This is a genomic window from Thioalkalivibrio sp. ALJ24 (assembly GCF_000377785.1).
In the GTDB taxonomy this organism is placed as follows: domain Bacteria; phylum Pseudomonadota; class Gammaproteobacteria; order Ectothiorhodospirales; family Ectothiorhodospiraceae; genus Thioalkalivibrio.
The window spans coordinates 171,455-188,775 of the sequence record NZ_KB898729.1 but is presented as its reverse complement, the minus strand read 5'-3'; the positions used below and the strand labels follow the sequence as shown (position 1 = coordinate 188,775).

19 protein-coding genes and 1 riboswitch are annotated in these 17,321 nt (G+C 67.9%); of the genes, 6 read left to right on the top strand and 13 right to left on the bottom strand.

All coding sequences use genetic code 11. From position 1 onward, the window contains the following. The first annotated feature begins 36 nt into the window (after positions 1–36). Positions 37–1,104, top strand: coding sequence for a diguanylate cyclase (locus D571_RS0109610; RefSeq protein ID WP_026287754.1), 1,068 nt, complete (start codon positions 37–39; stop codon positions 1,102–1,104). 9 nt (positions 1,105–1,113) lie between these two features. On the opposite strand, the gene thiC is transcribed toward D571_RS0109610, so the two are convergent. After that, entirely contained in the window at positions 1,114–3,003 is a 1,890-nt protein-coding gene (gene thiC, locus D571_RS0109605) for a phosphomethylpyrimidine synthase ThiC (RefSeq protein WP_018936472.1), read from the bottom strand. Positions 3,004–3,083: 80 nt separating this feature from the next. Next, positions 3,084–3,192: riboswitch (TPP riboswitch) on the bottom strand. 82 nt (positions 3,193–3,274) lie between these two features. Between thiC and D571_RS0109600 the strand changes: the two genes are divergently transcribed. Together D571_RS0109600 and D571_RS0109595 are read left to right on the top strand one after the other, a co-directional pair. Continuing rightward, the gene (locus D571_RS0109600; protein ID WP_018936471.1) at positions 3,275–3,955 is read left to right on the top strand and encodes a TIGR00153 family protein; all 681 of its coding nucleotides are present in this window, start codon (positions 3,275–3,277) and stop codon (positions 3,953–3,955) included. A gap of 33 nt (positions 3,956–3,988) precedes the next feature. Beyond that, positions 3,989–5,245: an inorganic phosphate transporter gene (locus D571_RS0109595; protein ID WP_018936470.1), complete on the top strand. Its 1,257-nt coding sequence runs from the start codon at positions 3,989–3,991 to the stop codon at positions 5,243–5,245. 15 nt (positions 5,246–5,260) lie between these two features. Here the strand turns inward: D571_RS0109595 and ubiB are convergent, their stop codons facing one another. From ubiB to D571_RS14105, 12 genes are all read right to left on the bottom strand, one after another. Further along, positions 5,261–6,937 carry a ubiquinone biosynthesis regulatory protein kinase UbiB gene (ubiB, locus tag D571_RS0109590; RefSeq protein ID WP_018936469.1) on the bottom strand — a complete coding sequence of 559 codons (1,677 nt, stop codon included), beginning with the start codon at positions 6,935–6,937 and terminating at the stop codon, positions 5,261–5,263. Positions 6,938–6,942: 5 nt separating this feature from the next. Next, complete coding sequence (locus tag D571_RS0109585) at positions 6,943–7,542, bottom strand: SCP2 domain-containing protein (RefSeq protein ID WP_018936468.1); 600 nt, start codon at positions 7,540–7,542, stop codon at positions 6,943–6,945. 17 nt (positions 7,543–7,559) lie between these two features. Continuing rightward, a complete protein-coding gene (gene ubiE, locus D571_RS0109580) occupies positions 7,560–8,309 on the bottom strand; it encodes a bifunctional demethylmenaquinone methyltransferase/2-methoxy-6-polyprenyl-1,4-benzoquinol methylase UbiE (RefSeq protein WP_018936467.1) in 750 nt (249 codons plus the stop codon). A gap of 13 nt (positions 8,310–8,322) precedes the next feature. Continuing rightward, positions 8,323–8,688, bottom strand: coding sequence for a gamma-butyrobetaine hydroxylase-like domain-containing protein (locus D571_RS0109575; RefSeq protein WP_018936466.1), 366 nt, complete (start codon positions 8,686–8,688; stop codon positions 8,323–8,325). A 149-nt stretch (positions 8,689–8,837) separates the two neighbouring features. Then, positions 8,838–10,172 carry an ATP-dependent protease ATPase subunit HslU gene (hslU, locus tag D571_RS0109570; RefSeq protein WP_018936465.1) on the bottom strand — a complete coding sequence of 445 codons (1,335 nt, stop codon included), beginning with the start codon at positions 10,170–10,172 and terminating at the stop codon, positions 8,838–8,840. Between the two features lie 55 nt (positions 10,173–10,227). Then, the gene (gene hslV, locus D571_RS0109565; protein ID WP_019641486.1) at positions 10,228–10,770 is read right to left on the bottom strand and encodes an ATP-dependent protease subunit HslV; all 543 of its coding nucleotides are present in this window, start codon (positions 10,768–10,770) and stop codon (positions 10,228–10,230) included. Between the two features lie 59 nt (positions 10,771–10,829). Next, the gene (locus tag D571_RS0109560; protein ID WP_018936464.1) at positions 10,830–11,789 is read right to left on the bottom strand and encodes a tyrosine recombinase XerC; all 960 of its coding nucleotides are present in this window, start codon (positions 11,787–11,789) and stop codon (positions 10,830–10,832) included. Next, complete coding sequence (locus D571_RS0109555; RefSeq protein ID WP_018936463.1) at positions 11,764–12,471, bottom strand: DUF484 family protein; 708 nt, start codon at positions 12,469–12,471, stop codon at positions 11,764–11,766. Before D571_RS0109555 ends, D571_RS0109560 begins: the two co-directional genes overlap by 26 nt. Next, positions 12,468–13,307: a diaminopimelate epimerase gene (dapF, locus tag D571_RS0109550; protein ID WP_018936462.1), complete on the bottom strand. Its 840-nt coding sequence runs from the start codon at positions 13,305–13,307 to the stop codon at positions 12,468–12,470. Before dapF ends, D571_RS0109555 begins: the two co-directional genes overlap by 4 nt. Continuing rightward, positions 13,304–13,981, bottom strand: a complete 678-nt coding sequence (locus D571_RS0109545; protein ID WP_018936461.1) for a trans-aconitate 2-methyltransferase — start codon at positions 13,979–13,981, stop codon at positions 13,304–13,306. Before D571_RS0109545 ends, dapF begins: the two co-directional genes overlap by 4 nt. Next, a complete protein-coding gene (gene lysA, locus D571_RS0109540; protein ID WP_018936460.1) occupies positions 13,978–15,267 on the bottom strand; it encodes a diaminopimelate decarboxylase in 1,290 nt (429 codons plus the stop codon). Before lysA ends, D571_RS0109545 begins: the two co-directional genes overlap by 4 nt. Continuing rightward, on the bottom strand, positions 15,268–15,399 hold the full coding sequence (locus D571_RS14105) for a lipoprotein (protein ID WP_018936459.1): 132 nt from the start codon (positions 15,397–15,399) through the stop codon (positions 15,268–15,270). It abuts the gene before it with no gap. 315 nt (positions 15,400–15,714) lie between these two features. Here D571_RS14105 and soxY point away from each other — a divergent pair, with 315 nt between their 5' ends. The 3 genes from soxY to hisB all read left to right on the top strand — a co-directional run bounded on the left by soxY (position 15,715) and on the right by hisB (position 17,317). Beyond that, a complete protein-coding gene (gene soxY / locus D571_RS0109530) occupies positions 15,715–16,188 on the top strand; it encodes a thiosulfate oxidation carrier protein SoxY (RefSeq protein ID WP_018936458.1) in 474 nt (157 codons plus the stop codon). A 46-nt stretch (positions 16,189–16,234) separates the two neighbouring features. Then, positions 16,235–16,537 carry a thiosulfate oxidation carrier complex protein SoxZ gene (gene soxZ, locus D571_RS0109525; protein WP_018936457.1) on the top strand — a complete coding sequence of 101 codons (303 nt, stop codon included), beginning with the start codon at positions 16,235–16,237 and terminating at the stop codon, positions 16,535–16,537. 186 nt (positions 16,538–16,723) lie between these two features. Then, complete coding sequence (gene hisB, locus D571_RS0109520; RefSeq protein ID WP_018936456.1) at positions 16,724–17,317, top strand: imidazoleglycerol-phosphate dehydratase HisB; 594 nt, start codon at positions 16,724–16,726, stop codon at positions 17,315–17,317. Positions 17,318–17,321 lie beyond the last annotated feature (4 nt).

Sequence of the window (17,321 nt, the reverse complement as noted above, 5' to 3'; positions counted from 1 at the left end):
GTGGCATTGGATACGGAACAACCATTGCGGGTCCGACTGGATCCGCTTTACGGCGAAGACGAGGCGACCCGCCACGCGTTCTCGGCCTGGCTGCGGGCGTCTCGCATCCTGCAGGTTCGCTACATCGCGCTTCTGACCGCCGCGATGTATCTGCTGTACGCCGTCATCGAACAGACGGTGGACGCCGATGCGCCCGGCCTGCGCATGTTCGCCCATGCCCTGCTGGTCCCGGGCATGCTGCTGGTGGTGGCGGCGATGAGCCTGCGGGCCTCCATGCAGCGCTGGATGTGGGCGCTGCTGATGCTGGCGCCGGTGGTCGCGAACGGCGCCAATCTCCACCTGAATGCCGGCTCGCCGCAGTTCCAGGTGTTCGCCCCCGAGATCTACCTGAGCATCATATGGACCTTCGCGATATCGGGACTGACCCTGCGCCAGGCCTCGATTTCGGCCGGAGCGATCGTCGCCCTGGTGATTGCCGCGACGATCCAGCTTCCGATGCCGACCGGACTGGTGCAACTGCATCTGCTCTGGGTACTCGCCGCCTTCTCGTTCGGGGGGCTGGCGGCCTTCATCCTGGAACGCGCGCTCAAGGCCACGTTCCTGCAGCAGTGCGAGCTGGCGCATTCCGCGCAGATCGATTCGCTGACCTCGCTGTGGAACCGTGCGCACATCGAACAGCGGTTCGAGGAGGAGCGCGCCCGCGCCGAGCGCTACGGCCAGCCGTTCTCGGTGATCCTGATGGACGTCGACCACTTCAAGGCGGTCAACGACACCTGGGGCCACAGCGTCGGCGACGCAGTGCTGCAGCAGTTCGCCAACCTGCTGCGCCACCACCTGCGAAAGGCGGACGCCGCGGGGCGGATCGGCGGCGAAGAGTTCTTCGTACTGCTGCCGCAGACCCGGGCCGACGAGGCCGTGGCCGCCGCCCGCGACCTGCAGGCCCGCATCAATGCCTTCGACTTCGACACCGTGGGGCCGCGCACCGCGAGCTTCGGGGTGACCGAATACCGCCCCGGCGAGGACCGGATCGACACCTTCGATCGTGCCGACCGGGCCCTGTACGCGGCCAAGAAGAACGGCCGCAACCGCATCGAGGTCCGCTAACGCGGCGGCTCACACCTCGCGGTAGATCTGCGCGCCCTTCTCGACGAACTCGACCGCCTTCTCCTGCATGCCCTTTTCCAGCGCCTCCTGTTCGGAAAGCCCCTGGGCCGCGGCGTAGTCGCGCACGTCCTGGGTGATCTTCATCGAGCAGAAGTTCGGGCCGCACATGGAGCAGAAGTGGGCGACCTTGTGCGCCTCCTTCGGCAGGGTCTCGTCGTGGAATTCGCGCGCGCGCTCCGGGTCCAGCGCCAGGTTGAACTGGTCCTCCCAGCGGAACTCGAAGCGTGCCTTGGACAGGGCGTTGTCCTGCAGCTGCGCGCCGGGGAAGCCCTTGGCCAGGTCGGCGGCGTGGGCGGCGATCTTGTAGGTGATGATGCCGTCGCGCACGTCCTGCTTGTTGGGCAGGCCCAGGTGCTCCTTGGGCGTCACGTAGCAGAGCATCGCGGTGCCGTACCAGCCGATGTTGGCCGCGCCGATGCCGGAGGTGATGTGGTCGTAGGCCGGGGCGATGTCGGTCACCAGCGGGCCGAGGGTGTAGAACGGCGCCTCGAAGCAGTCCTCCAGCTCCTTGTCGACGTTCTCCTTCACCTTCTGCAGCGGGACGTGGCCGGGGCCCTCGATCATCACCTGCACGTCGTGTTCCCAGGCCTTCTGCGTCAGCTCGCCCAGGGTCTCCAGCTCGCCGAACTGGGCGGCGTCGTTGGCGTCGGCCAGGCAGCCGGGGCGCAGGCCGTCGCCCAGCGAGAAGGAGACGTCGAACGCCTGCATGATCTCGCAGATCTCGTCGAAGTGGGTGTAGAGGAAGTTCTCCTGATGATGCGCCAGGCACCACTTGGCCATGATCGAGCCGCCGCGGGAGACGATGCCGGTCACCCGCTCGGCGGTCAGCGGCACGTACTGCAGGCGCACGCCGGCGTGGATGGTGAAGTAGTCCACGCCCTGTTCGGCCTGCTCGATCAGGGTGTCGCGGAACAGCTCCCAGGTCAGGTCCTCGGGCTTGCCGTCGACCTTCTCCAGCGCCTGGTAGATCGGCACGGTGCCGATCGGCACCGGGGAATTGCGCAGGATCCACTCGCGGGTCTCGTGGATGTTCTTGCCGGTGGACAGGTCCATCAGGGTGTCGCCGCCCCAGCGCGCGGACCAGACGAGCTTTTCCACCTCCTCCTCGATCGAGGAGGTAACCGCGGAGTTGCCGATGTTGGTGTTCACCTTCACCCGGAAGTTGCGGCCGATGATCATCGGCTCGAGCTCGGGGTGGTTGATGTTCGCGGGGATGATCGCGCGGCCGCGGGCGATCTCGTCGCGCACGAACTCGGGGGTGATCTCGTCCGGGATGGAAGCACCGAACGACTCGCCGGCGTGGCTCCGCAGCAGCTTCCGGTAGCGCGGGTCGGCGCGCAGTTCCTGCAGGCGGTTGTTCTCGCGGATCGCGACGAACTCCATCTCCGGGGTGATGATGCCCTGGCGGGCATAGTGCATCTGCGAGACGTTCGCGCCGGCCTGCGCGCGGCGCGGCGGGCGAATGTGCTCGAAGCGCAGGCTGGCCAGTTCCGGATCGGCGGCGCGGGCGCGGCCGTACTCCGAGCTCGGGCCGTCCAGCCACTCGGTGTCGCCGCGTTCGTCGATCCACGCACCGCGCAGATCCGCCAGGCCGCGGTGCAGATCGATACTCGCCTCGGGGTCGGTGTAGGGGCCGGAGGTGTCGTAGACCGGGATCGGCGGGTTCTCCTCGGGCGTGCCGGAGGTCATCGTCGGCGTCTGCGCGACCTCGCGATACGGCACGCGGATATCCGCGCGCGAACCCTTGACGTAACGCTTCTCGGAGTTCGGGAACGGACGGGTAACCTCGGCGGAGACCTCGGCGGTCTTGCGGGCAAACGACTCGGGGATGGCGCTCATGATCGGACCTCTGCTGCGACGCGTGGGGCGAAGGGAGCGCGGGCAGGGCGATCGCGGGGTGCAGACACCCCGGGTACAGCAGATCGTTGACCGAGCTTCCCTCCGCCGGTATCAACCGGTTCAGGTTCAAGGGGACTCTCTCAGCCCGGTCATCGCCTTCGCGACGCGCGGGCACCCCCAGCTCTTTCGGCAGTGTAACGCAGGACTGCGCGGCGCGCACGGCGGGCCGGTTTGCGCTAGATTAAAGGTCTGTGACACTCTTCGCGCCGCCATGAGCCCCAAGAACTTCGTCTTCGAGCTGTTCGGCCGGTCCCCGGTGCGTCCCCTGCAGGCGCACATGGACAAGGTCCGCTCCTGCATTGCCGAGCTGCCGCGCTTCATCCAGGCGGTGGATCGAGAAGACTGGGATACGGCCCGTACCCATCAGGAACGCATCGTCGAGCTCGAACACGACGCCGACCGCCTGAAGAAGGATCTGCGTCTGCACCTGCCCAAGGGGCTGATGCTCGCCATGTCGCGCCGCGACGTCCTCGACACCCTCCTCATCCAGGACCAGATCGCCAACAAGGCCAAGGACATCGCCGGCCTGATGCTGGGCCGGCAGATGCGCTTCCCCGACGACATGCAGGAACCGGTACAGCGTTTCCTGCAGCGCAGCGTGGACACCGTCGATCAGGCCGGTCGCGCGGTCAACGAACTGGACGAACTGGTGGAAGCGGGCTTCCGCGGCCACGAGGTCGAGGTCGTCAATCGCATCCTGCAGAAACTCGACAGCCTCGAACACGAGGCCGACGACGCCCAGCGCGAGGTCCGCGAGATGCTGTTCGCCCGGGAGACGGAACTGCCGCCGGTGAGCGTGATGTTCATGTATCGCGTGATCGACTCCATTGGCGATCTCGCCGACCTGGCACAGCGCGTGGGCAGCCGCCTGCAGCTGATGCTGGCGAAGTAACCACCCGACACAACGAGAGGCTCGGGAGACGGCATGGAATACGGCATTGTGCTGCTCGCCCTCGCGGTCATCTTCGGTCTGTTCATGGCCTGGGGCATCGGCGCCAACGACGTGGCCAATGCCATGGGCACCTCGGTTGGCTCGCGCGCCCTGACCATCCGCCAGGCGGTGGTGGTGGCCGGGATCTTCGTCTTCGCCGGTGCCTGGCTGGCCGGGGGCGAGGTCACCCAGACCATCCGCAGCGGCATGGTCGACTCCGATCTGCTGGCGGACAGTCCGGACCTGCTGGTCTTCGGGATGCTGGCGGCACTGGCGGCGGCCGGGACCTGGCTGATGGTGGCCTCGCACTTCGGCTGGCCGGTGTCGACCACGCATTCCATCATCGGTGCGATCATCGGCTTTGCGGTGGTCGGGCTGGGCTTCGAAGTGGTGCGCTGGGAACGCGTCGGCACCATTGCCATCTCCTGGGTGCTCTCGCCGATGATCGGCGGCATGATCGCCTTCGCGCTGTTCCGCAGCGTGCAGATCCTGATCCTGGACACCGTCGACCCGCTGAAGAACGCGAAGCGCTGGGCCCCGCTGTATATCTTTCTGACCGCGATGGTAACCAGTCTGGTGACCATTCTGCGCGGCCTGCGGCATGTCGGCCTCGAACTGACCGCCTTCCAGAGCTATTCCCTCGCCCTGGTGGTCAGCCTCGGGATTACCGTCGCGGGCACGCTGGCGGTCCACCGTCTGCAGTTCAACGGCAGCGAATACGACGAACAGACCTCGCACTTCGGCAACGTGGAGAAGGTCTTCGGCGTACTGATGATCATCACTGGCAGTGCGATGGCGTTTGCCCTGGGCTCCAACGACGTGGCCAACGCAGTGGGCCCGCTGGCTGCGGTGGTGGACGTGATCCAGACCGGCGAGGTGGATCCGGAGACGCTGGTGCCGATGTGGGTGCTGCTGCTGGGCGGCTTCGGGATCGTGTTCGGCCTGTTCACCTACGGCCACAAGGTGATCGCCACGGTCGGCAGCGGCATCACCCAGCTGACCCCGAGCCGCGGCTATGCCGCCACTGCGGCCGCGGCCGCCACCGTGGTGCTGGCCTCGGGGACCGGCCTGCCGATCTCCACCACTCACACCCTGGTAGGCGCGATCCTCGGGGTGGGGCTGGCCCGCGGGATCGCGGCCATCGACCTGCGGCTGGTGCGCATGATCTTCATGTCGTGGATCGTGACCCTGCCGGCCGGGGCAATCCTGGCGATCCTGTTCTTCTTCGTACTGCGCGGCCTGCTCGGCTGATGGTCACAATAACCGTCAGTCGCGCGAGCGCGACGGGAGCGGCCGCAGGCTGAACAGCAAGAGCCCCAGCCCCAGGATCCCGGCGGGCCAGGCCGGCCAGGCCAGTCCCATCCACTCGGGCACATCCAGTTGCAGGCTCAGGCCCGCCACCACCAGCAGCCCCAGCGCGGCCAGTCCCTCGCGCCGACGCCGGTCCTGCTGCCCCAGGCCATCCTCCAGCTGGCGGATCTGCTGGCGCAGCGCGGCATCGCGTTCGGCCCGCTGCTCCTCCACCGTCAGCGCCTTCTCCACGTGCAGCGGCAGCTCCGGCAGATGGGCCAGCAGCCGCGGCAGGTGTTCGCGCGCGCTGCGCAGGAAGGCGCGCGTCCCCATGCGCTCGTGCATCCACTGCTCGATGAACGGCTTCGCGGTGGTCCACAGGTCCAGCTGCGGATACAGCTGGCGCCCCAGGCCCTCGATGTTCAGCAGGGTCTTCTGCAGCAACACCAGCTGCGGCTGGACCTCCATGTCGAAGCGCCGGGCGGTCTGGAACAGCCGCATCAGCACCTGGCCAAAGGAGATCTCGTCCAGCGGCTTCTGGAAGATCGGCTCGCACACCGACCGGATCGCCGCCTCGAACTCGTCGACCCGGGTGTCCTTCGGGACCCAGCCGGATTCCACGTGCAGCTCGGCCACGCGCCGGTAGTCACGGTTGAAGAAGGCGTAGAAGTTCTCCGCGAGGTAGCGCTGATCGGAGTCCAGCAGCGAGCCGACGATGCCGAAATCGACCGCGAGGTACGTCGGGTCGTCCGGGTGGGTGGCATCGACGAAGATGTTGCCGGGATGCATGTCGGCGTGGAAGAAGTTGTGCTTGAACACCTGGGTGAAGAAGATCTCCACGCCGCGCTCCGCCAGCAGCCGCAGATCCACCCCGCGTTCACGCAGGGCGGCCACATCGGCCACCGGAATGCCCTCGATGCGTTCCATCACCAGCACGCTCTGGCGCGTGTAGTCCCAGATGATCTCCGGGATGTAGAGCAGGTGGCTGTCCGCGAAATTTCGATGGATGGCCGCCGCGTTGGCGCCCTCGCGGATCAGGTCCAGCTCGTCGGTGACGGTCTTCTCGTACTCGTCCACCACCTCGCGCGGGCGCAGCCGCCGAGCCTCGCTCCAGTAGCGATCCGCCAGCGCGGCGATGGTGTGCATCACCTCGAGGTCCGCGCGGATGGTCTTCAGGATACCCGGCCGCACGACCTTCACCACCACCTCGCGGCCGTCCTGCAGCCGCGCCTCGTGGACCTGGGCGATGGAGGCCGAGGCCAGCGGGGTATCGGCAAACTCGGCGAAGGCGATGTCCACCGGGCGCTCCAGCTCGGCCTCGATCACCGCACGCGCCTGATCGGCGGGGAACGGCGGGACGCGATCCTGCAGGCGCGCCAGTTCCACCGCGATGTCGTCCGGCAGGAGATCGCGGCGGGTCGACAGCATCTGGCCGAACTTGATGAAGATCGGACCCAGGTCCTCCAGCGCGCGGCGGATGCGTTCGCCCCGCGTGCCCCGGGTACGCCGGAACCAGTTCCATGGCGCGAGATAGAGCAGGAAGCTTAGCGGGCGCAGCGGCTTGAGGGTGAACAGGATGACGTCCAGCCGGTAGCGCACCAGGACGCGGGCGATGGTCCACAGCCGCAGACCCTGGTAGAAGCTGCGTCGCATGGGGGTCAGGCTTTGCCGGATTCGAGTCGGCGCAGGCGCGCCTCCAGCCGGGCAGCATCGTCACGCAGGCGGGCCACGTCCTCGCTGAAGGCCTCGAACGCCCCGAACGGTGGCAGCCACCCCGCCTCGTCACGGGCATAATCGGCCAGGTCCTCGGCGGACCGAGTGGCCGCATGGCGCATGCCGCCGGTCGCACGCCGGAACAGGTCCTGCAGCGGGCCCGCCGAACCGGCACCTGCAACCCGCTCGAACAGCGCCGCCCAGTCGTGCTCGGCCTCGCCCAGCGCGCGCTGCAGATCGGACAGCGCGGTGGCATCCCCGGTGATTTCCAGACCGCTGCGGTCGTCGCGAGCCATGGCCGCACCCAGCGACAGCGGGGAGCCGGAAACCCGCGCGTCTACCGGTTCTTCCACCCCGCCGATCACCTGCAACCGATCGGCCGCGCCCACCAGACTGAATGCGACCCCGGGCGGCTCCACCACGATGGCCACCGCCCGCCCGGCCAGGCGTTCGCGCGCGTGGGGCGGGGCGGCCTCCAGGAGCTCGTTCAGCAGGACCTCGACGAGAGCGGTGACGGGGCTCGGCAGGGCGGCGGGCTCGGACATCGATGGCGGCTCCCGGGTTACAGGCGGGTGGCACGGTGCAGCGCGACGATGCCACCGGTGAGGTTGTCGTACTCGACCCGCTCCAGCCCTGCGTCCCGCATCATCCCGGCCAGGGTCTCCTGATCGGGATGCATGCGGATGGATTCGGCCAGATAGCGATAGGAATCCGCATCGTTGGCCACCAGACGGCCCATCAGCGGCAGGAGCTTGAAGGAATAGACATCGTAGGCCGGCCGCAGCGGCGCCACCGGCTGCGAGAATTCGAGGATCAGCACCCGGCCGCCGGGCTTGAGCACCCGGTGCATCTCGGCCAGGGCATTTTCCTTGCGGGTCACGTTACGCAGGCCGAAGGCCATGGTGATGCGGTCGAAGGCCTCGTCGGGATACGGCAGCACCTCGGCATCCGCCTGCACGTAGTCGATGTTGCCCACGCGGCCCTCGTCGATCAGCCGGTCCCGACCGGCCTCCAGCATGGAGGCATTGATATCGCAGACCACGACCTGCCCCTTCGGCCCGACCCGCGGCGCAAACGCACTGGCCAGATCGCCGGTCCCGCCGGCCAGGTCGAGGATGCGCATGCCCGGCCGCACCCCGGCGCGTTCCACGGTGTAGCGCTTCCACACGCGATGGATGCCCATCGACATCAGGTCATTCATCACGTCGTAGCGCGCGGCCACGGAGTGAAACACCTGTCCGACCCGCTCGGTCTTCTCGGATTCGGAGACGGTCTGGTAGCCGAAGTGGGTCTTGCCGGGTTCGTCGTTCATGAGTCTTCTTGCGTCAGTGGGTGCGGCGTTCGTATCCGGCCTGCTGCAGCCGTTCCAGATAATCCTGCCACAGACGCTCCTGTTCCGTACCCAGCTTGTAGAGGTAGTCCCAGTCGTAGATGCCGGTGTCGTGGCCGTCGGAGAACACCAGCTTGACCGCATAGTTGCCGACCGGCTCGATCGCGGTGATGTTCACGTCCTCCTTGCCCACCTGCAGCACCTCCTGCCCGGGGCCGTGCCCGCGGACCTCGGCCGAGGGGGAATACACCCGCAGGTACTCACAGGGCAGCTCGAAATGCGAGCCGTCGCTGTAGCGCAGCTCGAGGATGCGCGATTTCTGATGCAGCTGGATATCCGTGGGTCGTTGCGTACTGCTCATGCGGCCTCCGACTTGCGGCGCCCGGCTTGCCCGGGTCGATGGGAACGCGCGGAACCGCCGGAGCGGTCCCGGAATCACTGGCACCGGCGAGAATACCAGCCCGCGCGCCCCGGAGGGCATACCCCGGCACGGCCTCCGGGGTTGGCACGCTAGAGAATGTAGCGGGACAGGTCCTCGTCCTCGGCCAGATCGCTCAGCCGCTGGTCGACGAATTCGCGGTCGATGATCACCGGCTCCGGGATATCGGGGGCGCGGAAGGCCACGTCCTGCAACAGGCGCTCGAGCACGGTGTGCAGGCGACGGGCCCCGATGTTCTCGGTGCGGGCGTTGACCTCGTGGGAGATCTCGGCCAGGCGGCGCACGCCGTCCTCGCGGAATTCCACGCTGACGCCCTCGGTACCCATCAGCTCCACGTATTGCTCGGTCAGCGACGCGGTAGGCTCGGTCAGGATACGCACGAAGGCATCCACCGACAGGGGTTCCAGTTCCACCCGGATCGGCAGCCGCCCCTGCAGTTCGGGGACCATGTCCGACGGCCGGCTCAGGTGAAACGCACCCGAGGCGATGAACAGGATGTGGTCGGTGCGCACCATGCCCAGCTTGGTGGACACGCTGGTGCCCTCGATCAGCGGCAGCAGGTCACGCTGCACGCCCTCGCGCGAGACCTCGCCACTACTGGATTTCTCGCTGCCGCGGGCGACCTTGTCGATCTCGTCGAGGAACACGATACCGCTCTGCTCGACGCGCTCGATGGCCTTGCCCTTGAGTTCTTCCTCGTTGACCAGCCGCGCGGCCTCCTCGTCCACCAGCAGGCGCCGGGCGTCGGCGATCTTCAGCCGGCGCTGCTGGCTCTTCTGCCCGCCCATGTTCTGGAACATCGACTGCAGCTGACTGGCCATCTCCTCCATGCCGGGCGGCGTCATCAGCTCGACGTTCTGCCCCTGTTGCTGGAGCTCGATGTCGATCTCGCGCTCGTCCAGGCTGCCCTCGCGCAGGCGCTTGCGCAGTTTCTGCCGGGTCTCGCTGTTGGCCGCGTCGTCGCCGGACTCGCTGAAACCGGCGTTGCGCGGCCGCGGCAGCAGGGCATCGAGGATGCGTTCCTCGGCGGCGTCCTCGGCCTGGCCGCGGTGCTGCTGCATCTCTTCCTCGCGCAGCTGCTTGATCGCGTTTTCGGCCAGATCGCGGATGATCGATTCGACATCACGCCCGACATAGCCCACTTCGGTGAACTTGGTCGCTTCGACCTTGATGAACGGGGCCTTAGCCAGCTTTGCCAGCCGGCGAGCGATCTCGGTCTTGCCGACACCGGTAGGGCCGATCATCAGGATGTTCTTGGGCGTGACCTCGGGCTGCAGCGCCTCGGGCAGCTGCCGCCGCCGCCAGCGGTTACGCAGCGCAACGGCCACGGAACGCTTGGCCTCGTCCTGGCCGATGATGTAGCGGTCCAGTTCCTGGACGATTTCGCGGGGGGTCATGTCGCTCATGGCTTGCGGTCCTGAAAGGGTCGCGGCCGGGAGCCTCGCGGGTGACGCGGAAGCGTCACTCGGCGTCGAGGCTCTCCAGCGTGATGTTGTGATTGGTGTAGACGCAGATGTCGGCGGCGGTATGGAGGCTCTTCTCCACCACGTCGCGCGCCGGCAGGTCGGTGTTCTGCAGCAGGGCCTGGGCCGAGGCCTGGGCGTAGGGACCGCCGGAGCCGATCGCGATCAGCGCGTTCTCGGGCTCGATCACGTCGCCGTTGCCCGAGATCACGAACGAGTTCTCGCGATCGGACACCGCCAGCAGGGCCTCCAGCTTGCGCAGGGCGCGGTCGGTGCGCCAGTCCTTGGCCAGTTCCACCGCGGCCCGGGTGATGTTGCCGGAATGCTTCTCCAGCATGCCCTCGAAGCGCTCGAACAGGGTGAAGGCATCGGCGGTGCCGCCGGCGAATCCGGCGAGGATGCGGTCATGGTAGACGCGGCGCACCTTGCGCGCGTTGCCCTTCATTACGGTATTGCCCAGCGATACCTGGCCGTCGCCGCCCAGGGTCACGGCGCCGTTGCGGCGCACACAGACGATGGTGGTGCCACGAAACTGCTCCACGGTGGTCTCCTGCAATCGGTGGTCGAATCCGGGCGGGGATTGTACGCGCTTGTGCGCGCCTACGAACCCGCCCCGTCGGCCGGATCATGCCGCCGCGCGCGGGGATGCGCGGCATCGTAGACCTCGGCCAGGTGCTGGTAGTCCAGATGGGTGTAGATCTGGGTGGTGGACAGATCGGCATGCCCCAGCAGTTCCTGCACCGCGCGCAGGTCACCACTGGACTCCAGCAGATGACTGGCGAAGGCGTGGCGCAGGCGATGCGGGTGCAGGCGGACGTCGAGCCCGCCGCGGCGCCCGGCCTCCTCCACCCGGCGCTGCACCGAGCGGTTGCTGATGCGCCGCCCCCGGCGGGTCACGAACAGCGCGGGCTCGTCGTCGTTGGCCCACTGGCCGCGCACCGCCAGCCAGTCGCGCAGGGCGGCCAGGGCCATGCGTCCGGCCGGCACCCGCCGCTCGCGGCGGCCCTTGCCCAGTACACGCACCATGCCGGCCTCCCGGTCCACGTCCGGCAGATCCAGCCCGGTGAGTTCCGCGAGCCGCAGCCCGGAGCCGTACAGCAGCTCCAGCATCGCGCGGTCGCGGCGCGCCAGCGGCGAATCGGGATCGGCCGGGGCCGCGGCCGGAGGCGCGTCCAGTGCCTGCTGGGCCTGATCCACGTCCAGGCCGCGGGGCAGCGGCCGGTCGGTCTTCGGGCCGCGCAGGCCCGTCGCCGGATTGGCGCCCCGCTCGCCGCGTTCCACCTGAAAATCCAGAAAACCGCGCACCGCGGCGAGGAACCGGCGGACCGAGCGCGGATGGCGGCCGCCCCGGGCGAGCCCGGCGACGATGCGCCGCAGCGCGGCGGCGTCCAGCTCCGGCCAGGTGCCGGCCCACGCCCGGCGCAGCTCGCGCAGGTCGCGTCGGTAGGCCGCTACGGTATGCGGCGACAGGCCGCGCACGTCACGCAGGTGCGCGAGATAGTCCGCGATCGCGGGGTCGGTCGAAACCTCGCCCTCAGGCGGCCTGCTTGCGGTCGGCATGGCAGCGGATGGACTCGGCCAGCAGCTCGCCGATGTGGGTGACGAAATAGGTCCCCATGTCGGGCTGGAAACGATCCGGCGAGGCACTGGCCAGGCCCAGCACGCCCACGCGCTCGTCGTCCGCCAGCAGCGGCATCAGGATCGCCGAGCCCACGGTCTCCTCCGCATCGTCGAACAGCACCTTCAGCATGTCCGGCGGCACCCGCCCGCACTGCGCCCGACCGCGGGCGAACAGCGGCTCCAGCACCGCCAGCTGGGCGGTATCCAGGGCGTGCAGGTCCTGCACGTCGCGTTCCGCCAGGCGGATGCTCACGCGTTCGGCGCCCAGTTCGTTGCGCAGGGCATCCTGGGTCAGCGCCAGCACGGCATCGAGGTTTTCCGCGCGCATCAGGGTACGGGCCAGATCGTGCAGCTGGCGGCCCACCCGCTCGTTGTCACGGGCGCGCTCCACCAGCTCGTGCATGCGCTGCTCCAGCTGCCGGTTCTGCTCGCGCAGGCGCTTGAGCTGACGCTCGACCAGGGATTCGGCGCCTCTGGCCGGGTGCGGGATGCGCAGCACGTCCAGCAGGGGCTGATGGTCGAGGAAGAAGTCCGGGTGGTCGCGCAGCCAGGCCTCGACCTCGGCCGCCGAGAGTTCGGGGCGCTCCCCCGCCGGGGAGGCACTGGAGGGGTCTGTGCTCATAGATCGATCCTGCCATTGAATACCGTGGTGGCGGGGCCGGTCAGCCGCACCGGCGACCCGGGGTTGCCATTCCAGCTTAGCACAAGGGCCCCGCCCGGCAGCGAGACCCGCACATGTTCGTCGACCCGGCCCTGCAGGCGGGCCACCACCATGGCGGCGGCGGCACCCGAACCGCAGGCCAGGGTCTCGCCCGCACCACGCTCGTACACCCGCAGATCCAGCTGCCCGCGATCACGCACCGCGGCAAACCCGGCGTTCACCCGGCGCGGGAAACGCGGATGCGCCTCGATCGCCGGACCCAGGGTCGCCACCGGGGCGGAGGCGACATCCTCGACGAAGGTCACCGCATGCGGATTACCCATGGAGACCGCGCCGATCGTCAGGGCCGTGTCGCCCACCTCGAGGCGGTATTCCGGCGCCTCAAGGTCGGCCTCGAACGGGATGCGGGCCGGTTCCAGCACCGGGCAGCCCATGTCGACGGTGACCTGTTCGTCCGCCTCCACCCGCAGCACCAGCGGGCCGCCCAGGGTCTCCACCGGGATCTCGCGGGCATCGGTCAGACCCTGCTCGCGCACGAACCGGGCGAAGCAGCGCGCGCCGTTGCCGCACTGCTCCACCTCGCCGCCGTCGGCATTGAAGATGCGGTAGCGAAACAGCGCCCTCGCGGGATCGGCGGGCGGCTCCACCAGCAGGATCTGGTCGCAGCCCACCCCGAAATGGCGATCCGCCAGCAGGCGCAGCTGCTCCGTGGTCAGCGTGACCGGCTGGCGCACGCCGTCGAACACCACGAAGTCGTTGCCCAGGCCATGCATCTTGGTGAATGCCAGCTCGCTCATTCGGCGCGCTCAGGCAGCCGCCCGTGGACGACCATGTGGCGGTCGCTGGTGACCCGCACGCGGAAGCCGTCGAGACCGGCGGCGGTCAGCTGGTCCTCGACCTCCTCGGGGGTAAACGCCGCATGCAGCGAGTGTTCGAAGTCGCGCCGCAGGACCTCCGGGGCATCGGCCGCGTACTCCGCCACCAGGCGCTTCACCTCGGCCTCCGAATCGGGACGACGCAGGTCCATCACGAACACCCGCGCGCCTGCGGCCCCGTCGCGGCGGATCACCTGCCACAGTACCGCCGGGTCATGCAGATGGTGCAGCAGCGAGTTGCAGATGATGGTGGCGTAGGGCGCGCGCGGGCCCCGCGCATCGGGCAAGCAGCCCTCGGCCAGATGCACGCGATCCGCAGCCGGGTGGTCAGCACGCAGTGCGTCCCCGGCCGCCAGCATGGCCGGCGCACCGTCCAGTCCGTCGACCTCGCACTCGGGATGGCGGGCGGCGAAGCGCAGGCTGACATCTCCCGGGCCACAGCCCGGATCCAGGACCGGCCCGTGCACCGGCTCCGGGAACACCTCGGCGAAGGCATCGACAAAGCCCTCGTGGGGCTGGGCGAAGTCCGCTCCGGCATAGGCCCGGGCCTGCTCGGGCTCGAGCATCAGCTCGGGTTCGGGGCGGCGCGGGATCACGGATCGACCCTCCCGGGCGGATCCTCGTCCTCGGGGTCCTGCGGCAGCATGCCCTCGCGCATCATCAGGTGATCCACCTGCTCGCGCCGGTTCACGATCTGATAGTGGTCGCCGTCCACCATGACCTCGGGCGGGCGCGGGCGACTGTTGTAGTTGCCCGCCATCACGTAGCCATAGGCCCCGGCAGAGCGCACCGCGAGGACGTCGCCCGCGGCCAGCGCGAGGTCGCGTTCGCGTCCGAGGAAATCTCCGGTCTCGCACACCGGACCCACCACGTCGTAACTGCGGGGCTCGACATCGTCGCGCGGGACCACCGGCTCGATCGCCTGCCAGGCGCCGTACAGCGCCGGGCGCAGCAGGTCGTTCATCGCCCCGTCGACGATCGCGAAGTCGCGGTGCTCCGAGTGCTTGAGGTATTCCACCCGGGTCAGGAACACCCCGGCGTTGGCGGCGATCGCCCGGCCCGGTTCCAGCAGGACCTTCAGCGGCCGATCACCCAGGGTCTCGCGCAGGGCCGCTGCCCAGACATCCGGCTCCGGCGGCGTCTCGTCGCGGTAGCGAACGCCCAGGCCACCGCCGACATCGATGTGCGACAGTTCGATGCCGTCTTCCGCCAGCCGGTCCACCAGTCCCAGGACCCGCTGCAGGGCATCGACGAAGGGTTCGGTGCTGGTCAGCTGCGAGCCGATATGGAAATCCACGCCGAGGGCGTCCAGATGCGTCGACTGGTGGATGCGGCGGTACAGTGCCGGGGCTTCTTCGATCGCCACCCCGAACTTGTTGTCGCGCAGCCCGGTGGCGATATAGGGGTGAGTCTCGGCGTCGACGTCGGGGTTGACCCGCAGGGACACCGGGGCGACCTCGCCGCGGTCCGCCGCAACCGCCTCCAGACGTTCCAGTTCCGCCTCCGACTCCACGTTGAAGCAGTGGATGCCTACGTCCAGCGCACGCTGCATCTCCGCGGCGGTCTTGCCGACCCCGGAGAAGACCACCCGCGCGGGATTGCCGCCGGCACGCAGCACACGTTCCAGCTCACCGCCGGAGACGATGTCGAAACCCGAACCCATGCGCGCCAGCACGTTCAGCACCGCCAGGCTGGAGTTCGCCTTGACCGCGAAGCAGACCTGGTGCGGCGTACCGATCAGGGCGGAGGCGAACGCCCGGTAATGGCGTTCCAGAGTGGCCCGTGAATACACGTAGGCCGGGGTCCCGACCCAGCGGGCCAGGGAGTCGAGGTCGACGCTCTCGCAGTGCAGCGTGCCGCCGCGGTAGTCGAAATAGTCCATCTAGCGGGATTCCTCCTGGTCGTCCTCGGGGAGGTAGAGATCGCCCTTCTGTCCGCAGCTGGCCAGCATCTGGGCGCCTCCGAGCGCAACAACCACGAGCACGAGCAGAAGGTGAGCCTTGCAGAACGGCATGGGCGTGATTTCCGGGAATGATTGCATCAGGAGGGGATAGTGTGCCATTGATAAGGGGCTGGCTTCATATGGAACGTCGGGCGTTCGGCAAAGCCATCATCCGACAGAATTCCGTTCATGAAGTGTTCAGCCACCTCTGGGATTCTGGAGGGGCAGGATCAGCAAAAGAACCCGCCAAAGGGGGGGCTGATCCGGGGACGAGGAATAGAACCGTAAGGTCCCTCGTCACAACGTACAGGCGCCGGCATCCACATGCGGATGGCTCGCGCCCCGGGATAGTCCGGATTTGATCCAAAAAGATGAGAGGAGATCTCCATGATTAGCACCAAGCGTCGTGTCTTCCTGAAAGGCACTCTCGCCGCCGGCACCGTGGGCGCCGCCGTGGGCGCCGGTCTGCTGGCCCCGAGCAAGCTGCTTGCCGGCTGGTCCGCCGACATGTTCGATTCCGAGGGTGTGGAAAACTCGCTGAATGCGGTGGCCGGCACCACCGACATTCAGGAATCCGACGACATCGAGCTGAGCGCTCCGGAAATCGCCGAGAACGGCGCCGTGGTCCCGGTCTCCGTCCATGCGCACATGGACAACGTTGAGGAGATCGCGATCATGGCCGAAGCCAACAACCGCTCCCTGGCCAGCCGTTATGTCTTCTCCTCGGCCGCCACGCCGAAGGCCGGCCAGCGCATGCGCCTGGTGGATACCTCGGACGTGATCGCCGCCGTCAAGGCCGACGGTAACTGGTACATGACGTCGCGCAACGTCGAAGTGACGGTGGGTGGCTGCGGCGGCTAAGCCGGCAGCCCGACCGATCCGATTCATTGTCTGGAGGTAAATAGTTATGTCGATTCGTGTACGCGCCCAGGAGCAGGACGGGAAGATTGGCATCCGTGCCCTGATTTCCCACCCGATGGACACCGGTGAAGAAACCGATGACGCCGGCGAGACCATCCCGGAGCACTTCATTCAGACCGTCAAGGTCGAACGCAACGGCGAAACCATGGTTGACGCCTACTGGGGTGTGACCATCTCGCGCAACCCCTTCCTGGAACTGGAATTCGACGGTTCGTCCGGTGACACCGTCCGGGTCAGCTGGGAAGACAACCAGGGTGACACCGATTCCGAGGAAGTCGAGGTTCGGTAAGACCGAGTCCTGCGACCGGAATCACGAGGCCGGGGCTCGCCCCGGCCTTTTTTGTGCCCGGTTCCGGAGCCCGACCCCCGCGGACCGGACGGGCTTGACCCGTGACAAGCCCGCATTGATGATCACGCCATACCCGGCATCCGCATGCCTTGCTACACTGGGGCTTTGCCTCCGAAGCCAGCCGAGATGACCCAGCGTACCGCCTCCGTCCGTCGCGACACCCTCGAGACCCGTATTGCGGTCGAGATCAACCTTGATGGCACCGGTCGGTGCCACACCGAGACCGGCATACCCTTCCTGGATCACATGCTGGACCAGATCGCCCGCCACGGGATGGTGGACCTCGACGTGCGCGCCGAAGGCGACCTGCATATCGACGCCCACCACACGGTGGAAGACATCGGCATCACCCTGGGCCAGGCGCTGGCACAGGCGATCGGCGACAAGAAGGGCATCCGCCGCTACGGCCATGCCTATGTGCCGCTGGACGAGGCCCTGTCACGGGTGGTGATCGACTTCTCCGGCCGCCCGGGTCTGGAGATGCACGCCGATTTCCGCCGCTCGCACATCGGGCAGTTCGATGTCGACCTGTTCCACGAATTCTTCCAGGGTCTGGTCAACCATGCGTGGATCACCCTGCACGTGGACTGCCTGCGCGGGAACAACGCCCATCACGTGGCCGAGACCATCTTCAAGGCCTTCGGTCGCGCGCTGCGCGAGGCTGCGGAGGAAGACCCCCGCGGCGCGGGCATCACGCCCTCCACCAAGGGCAGCCTGTAACGCC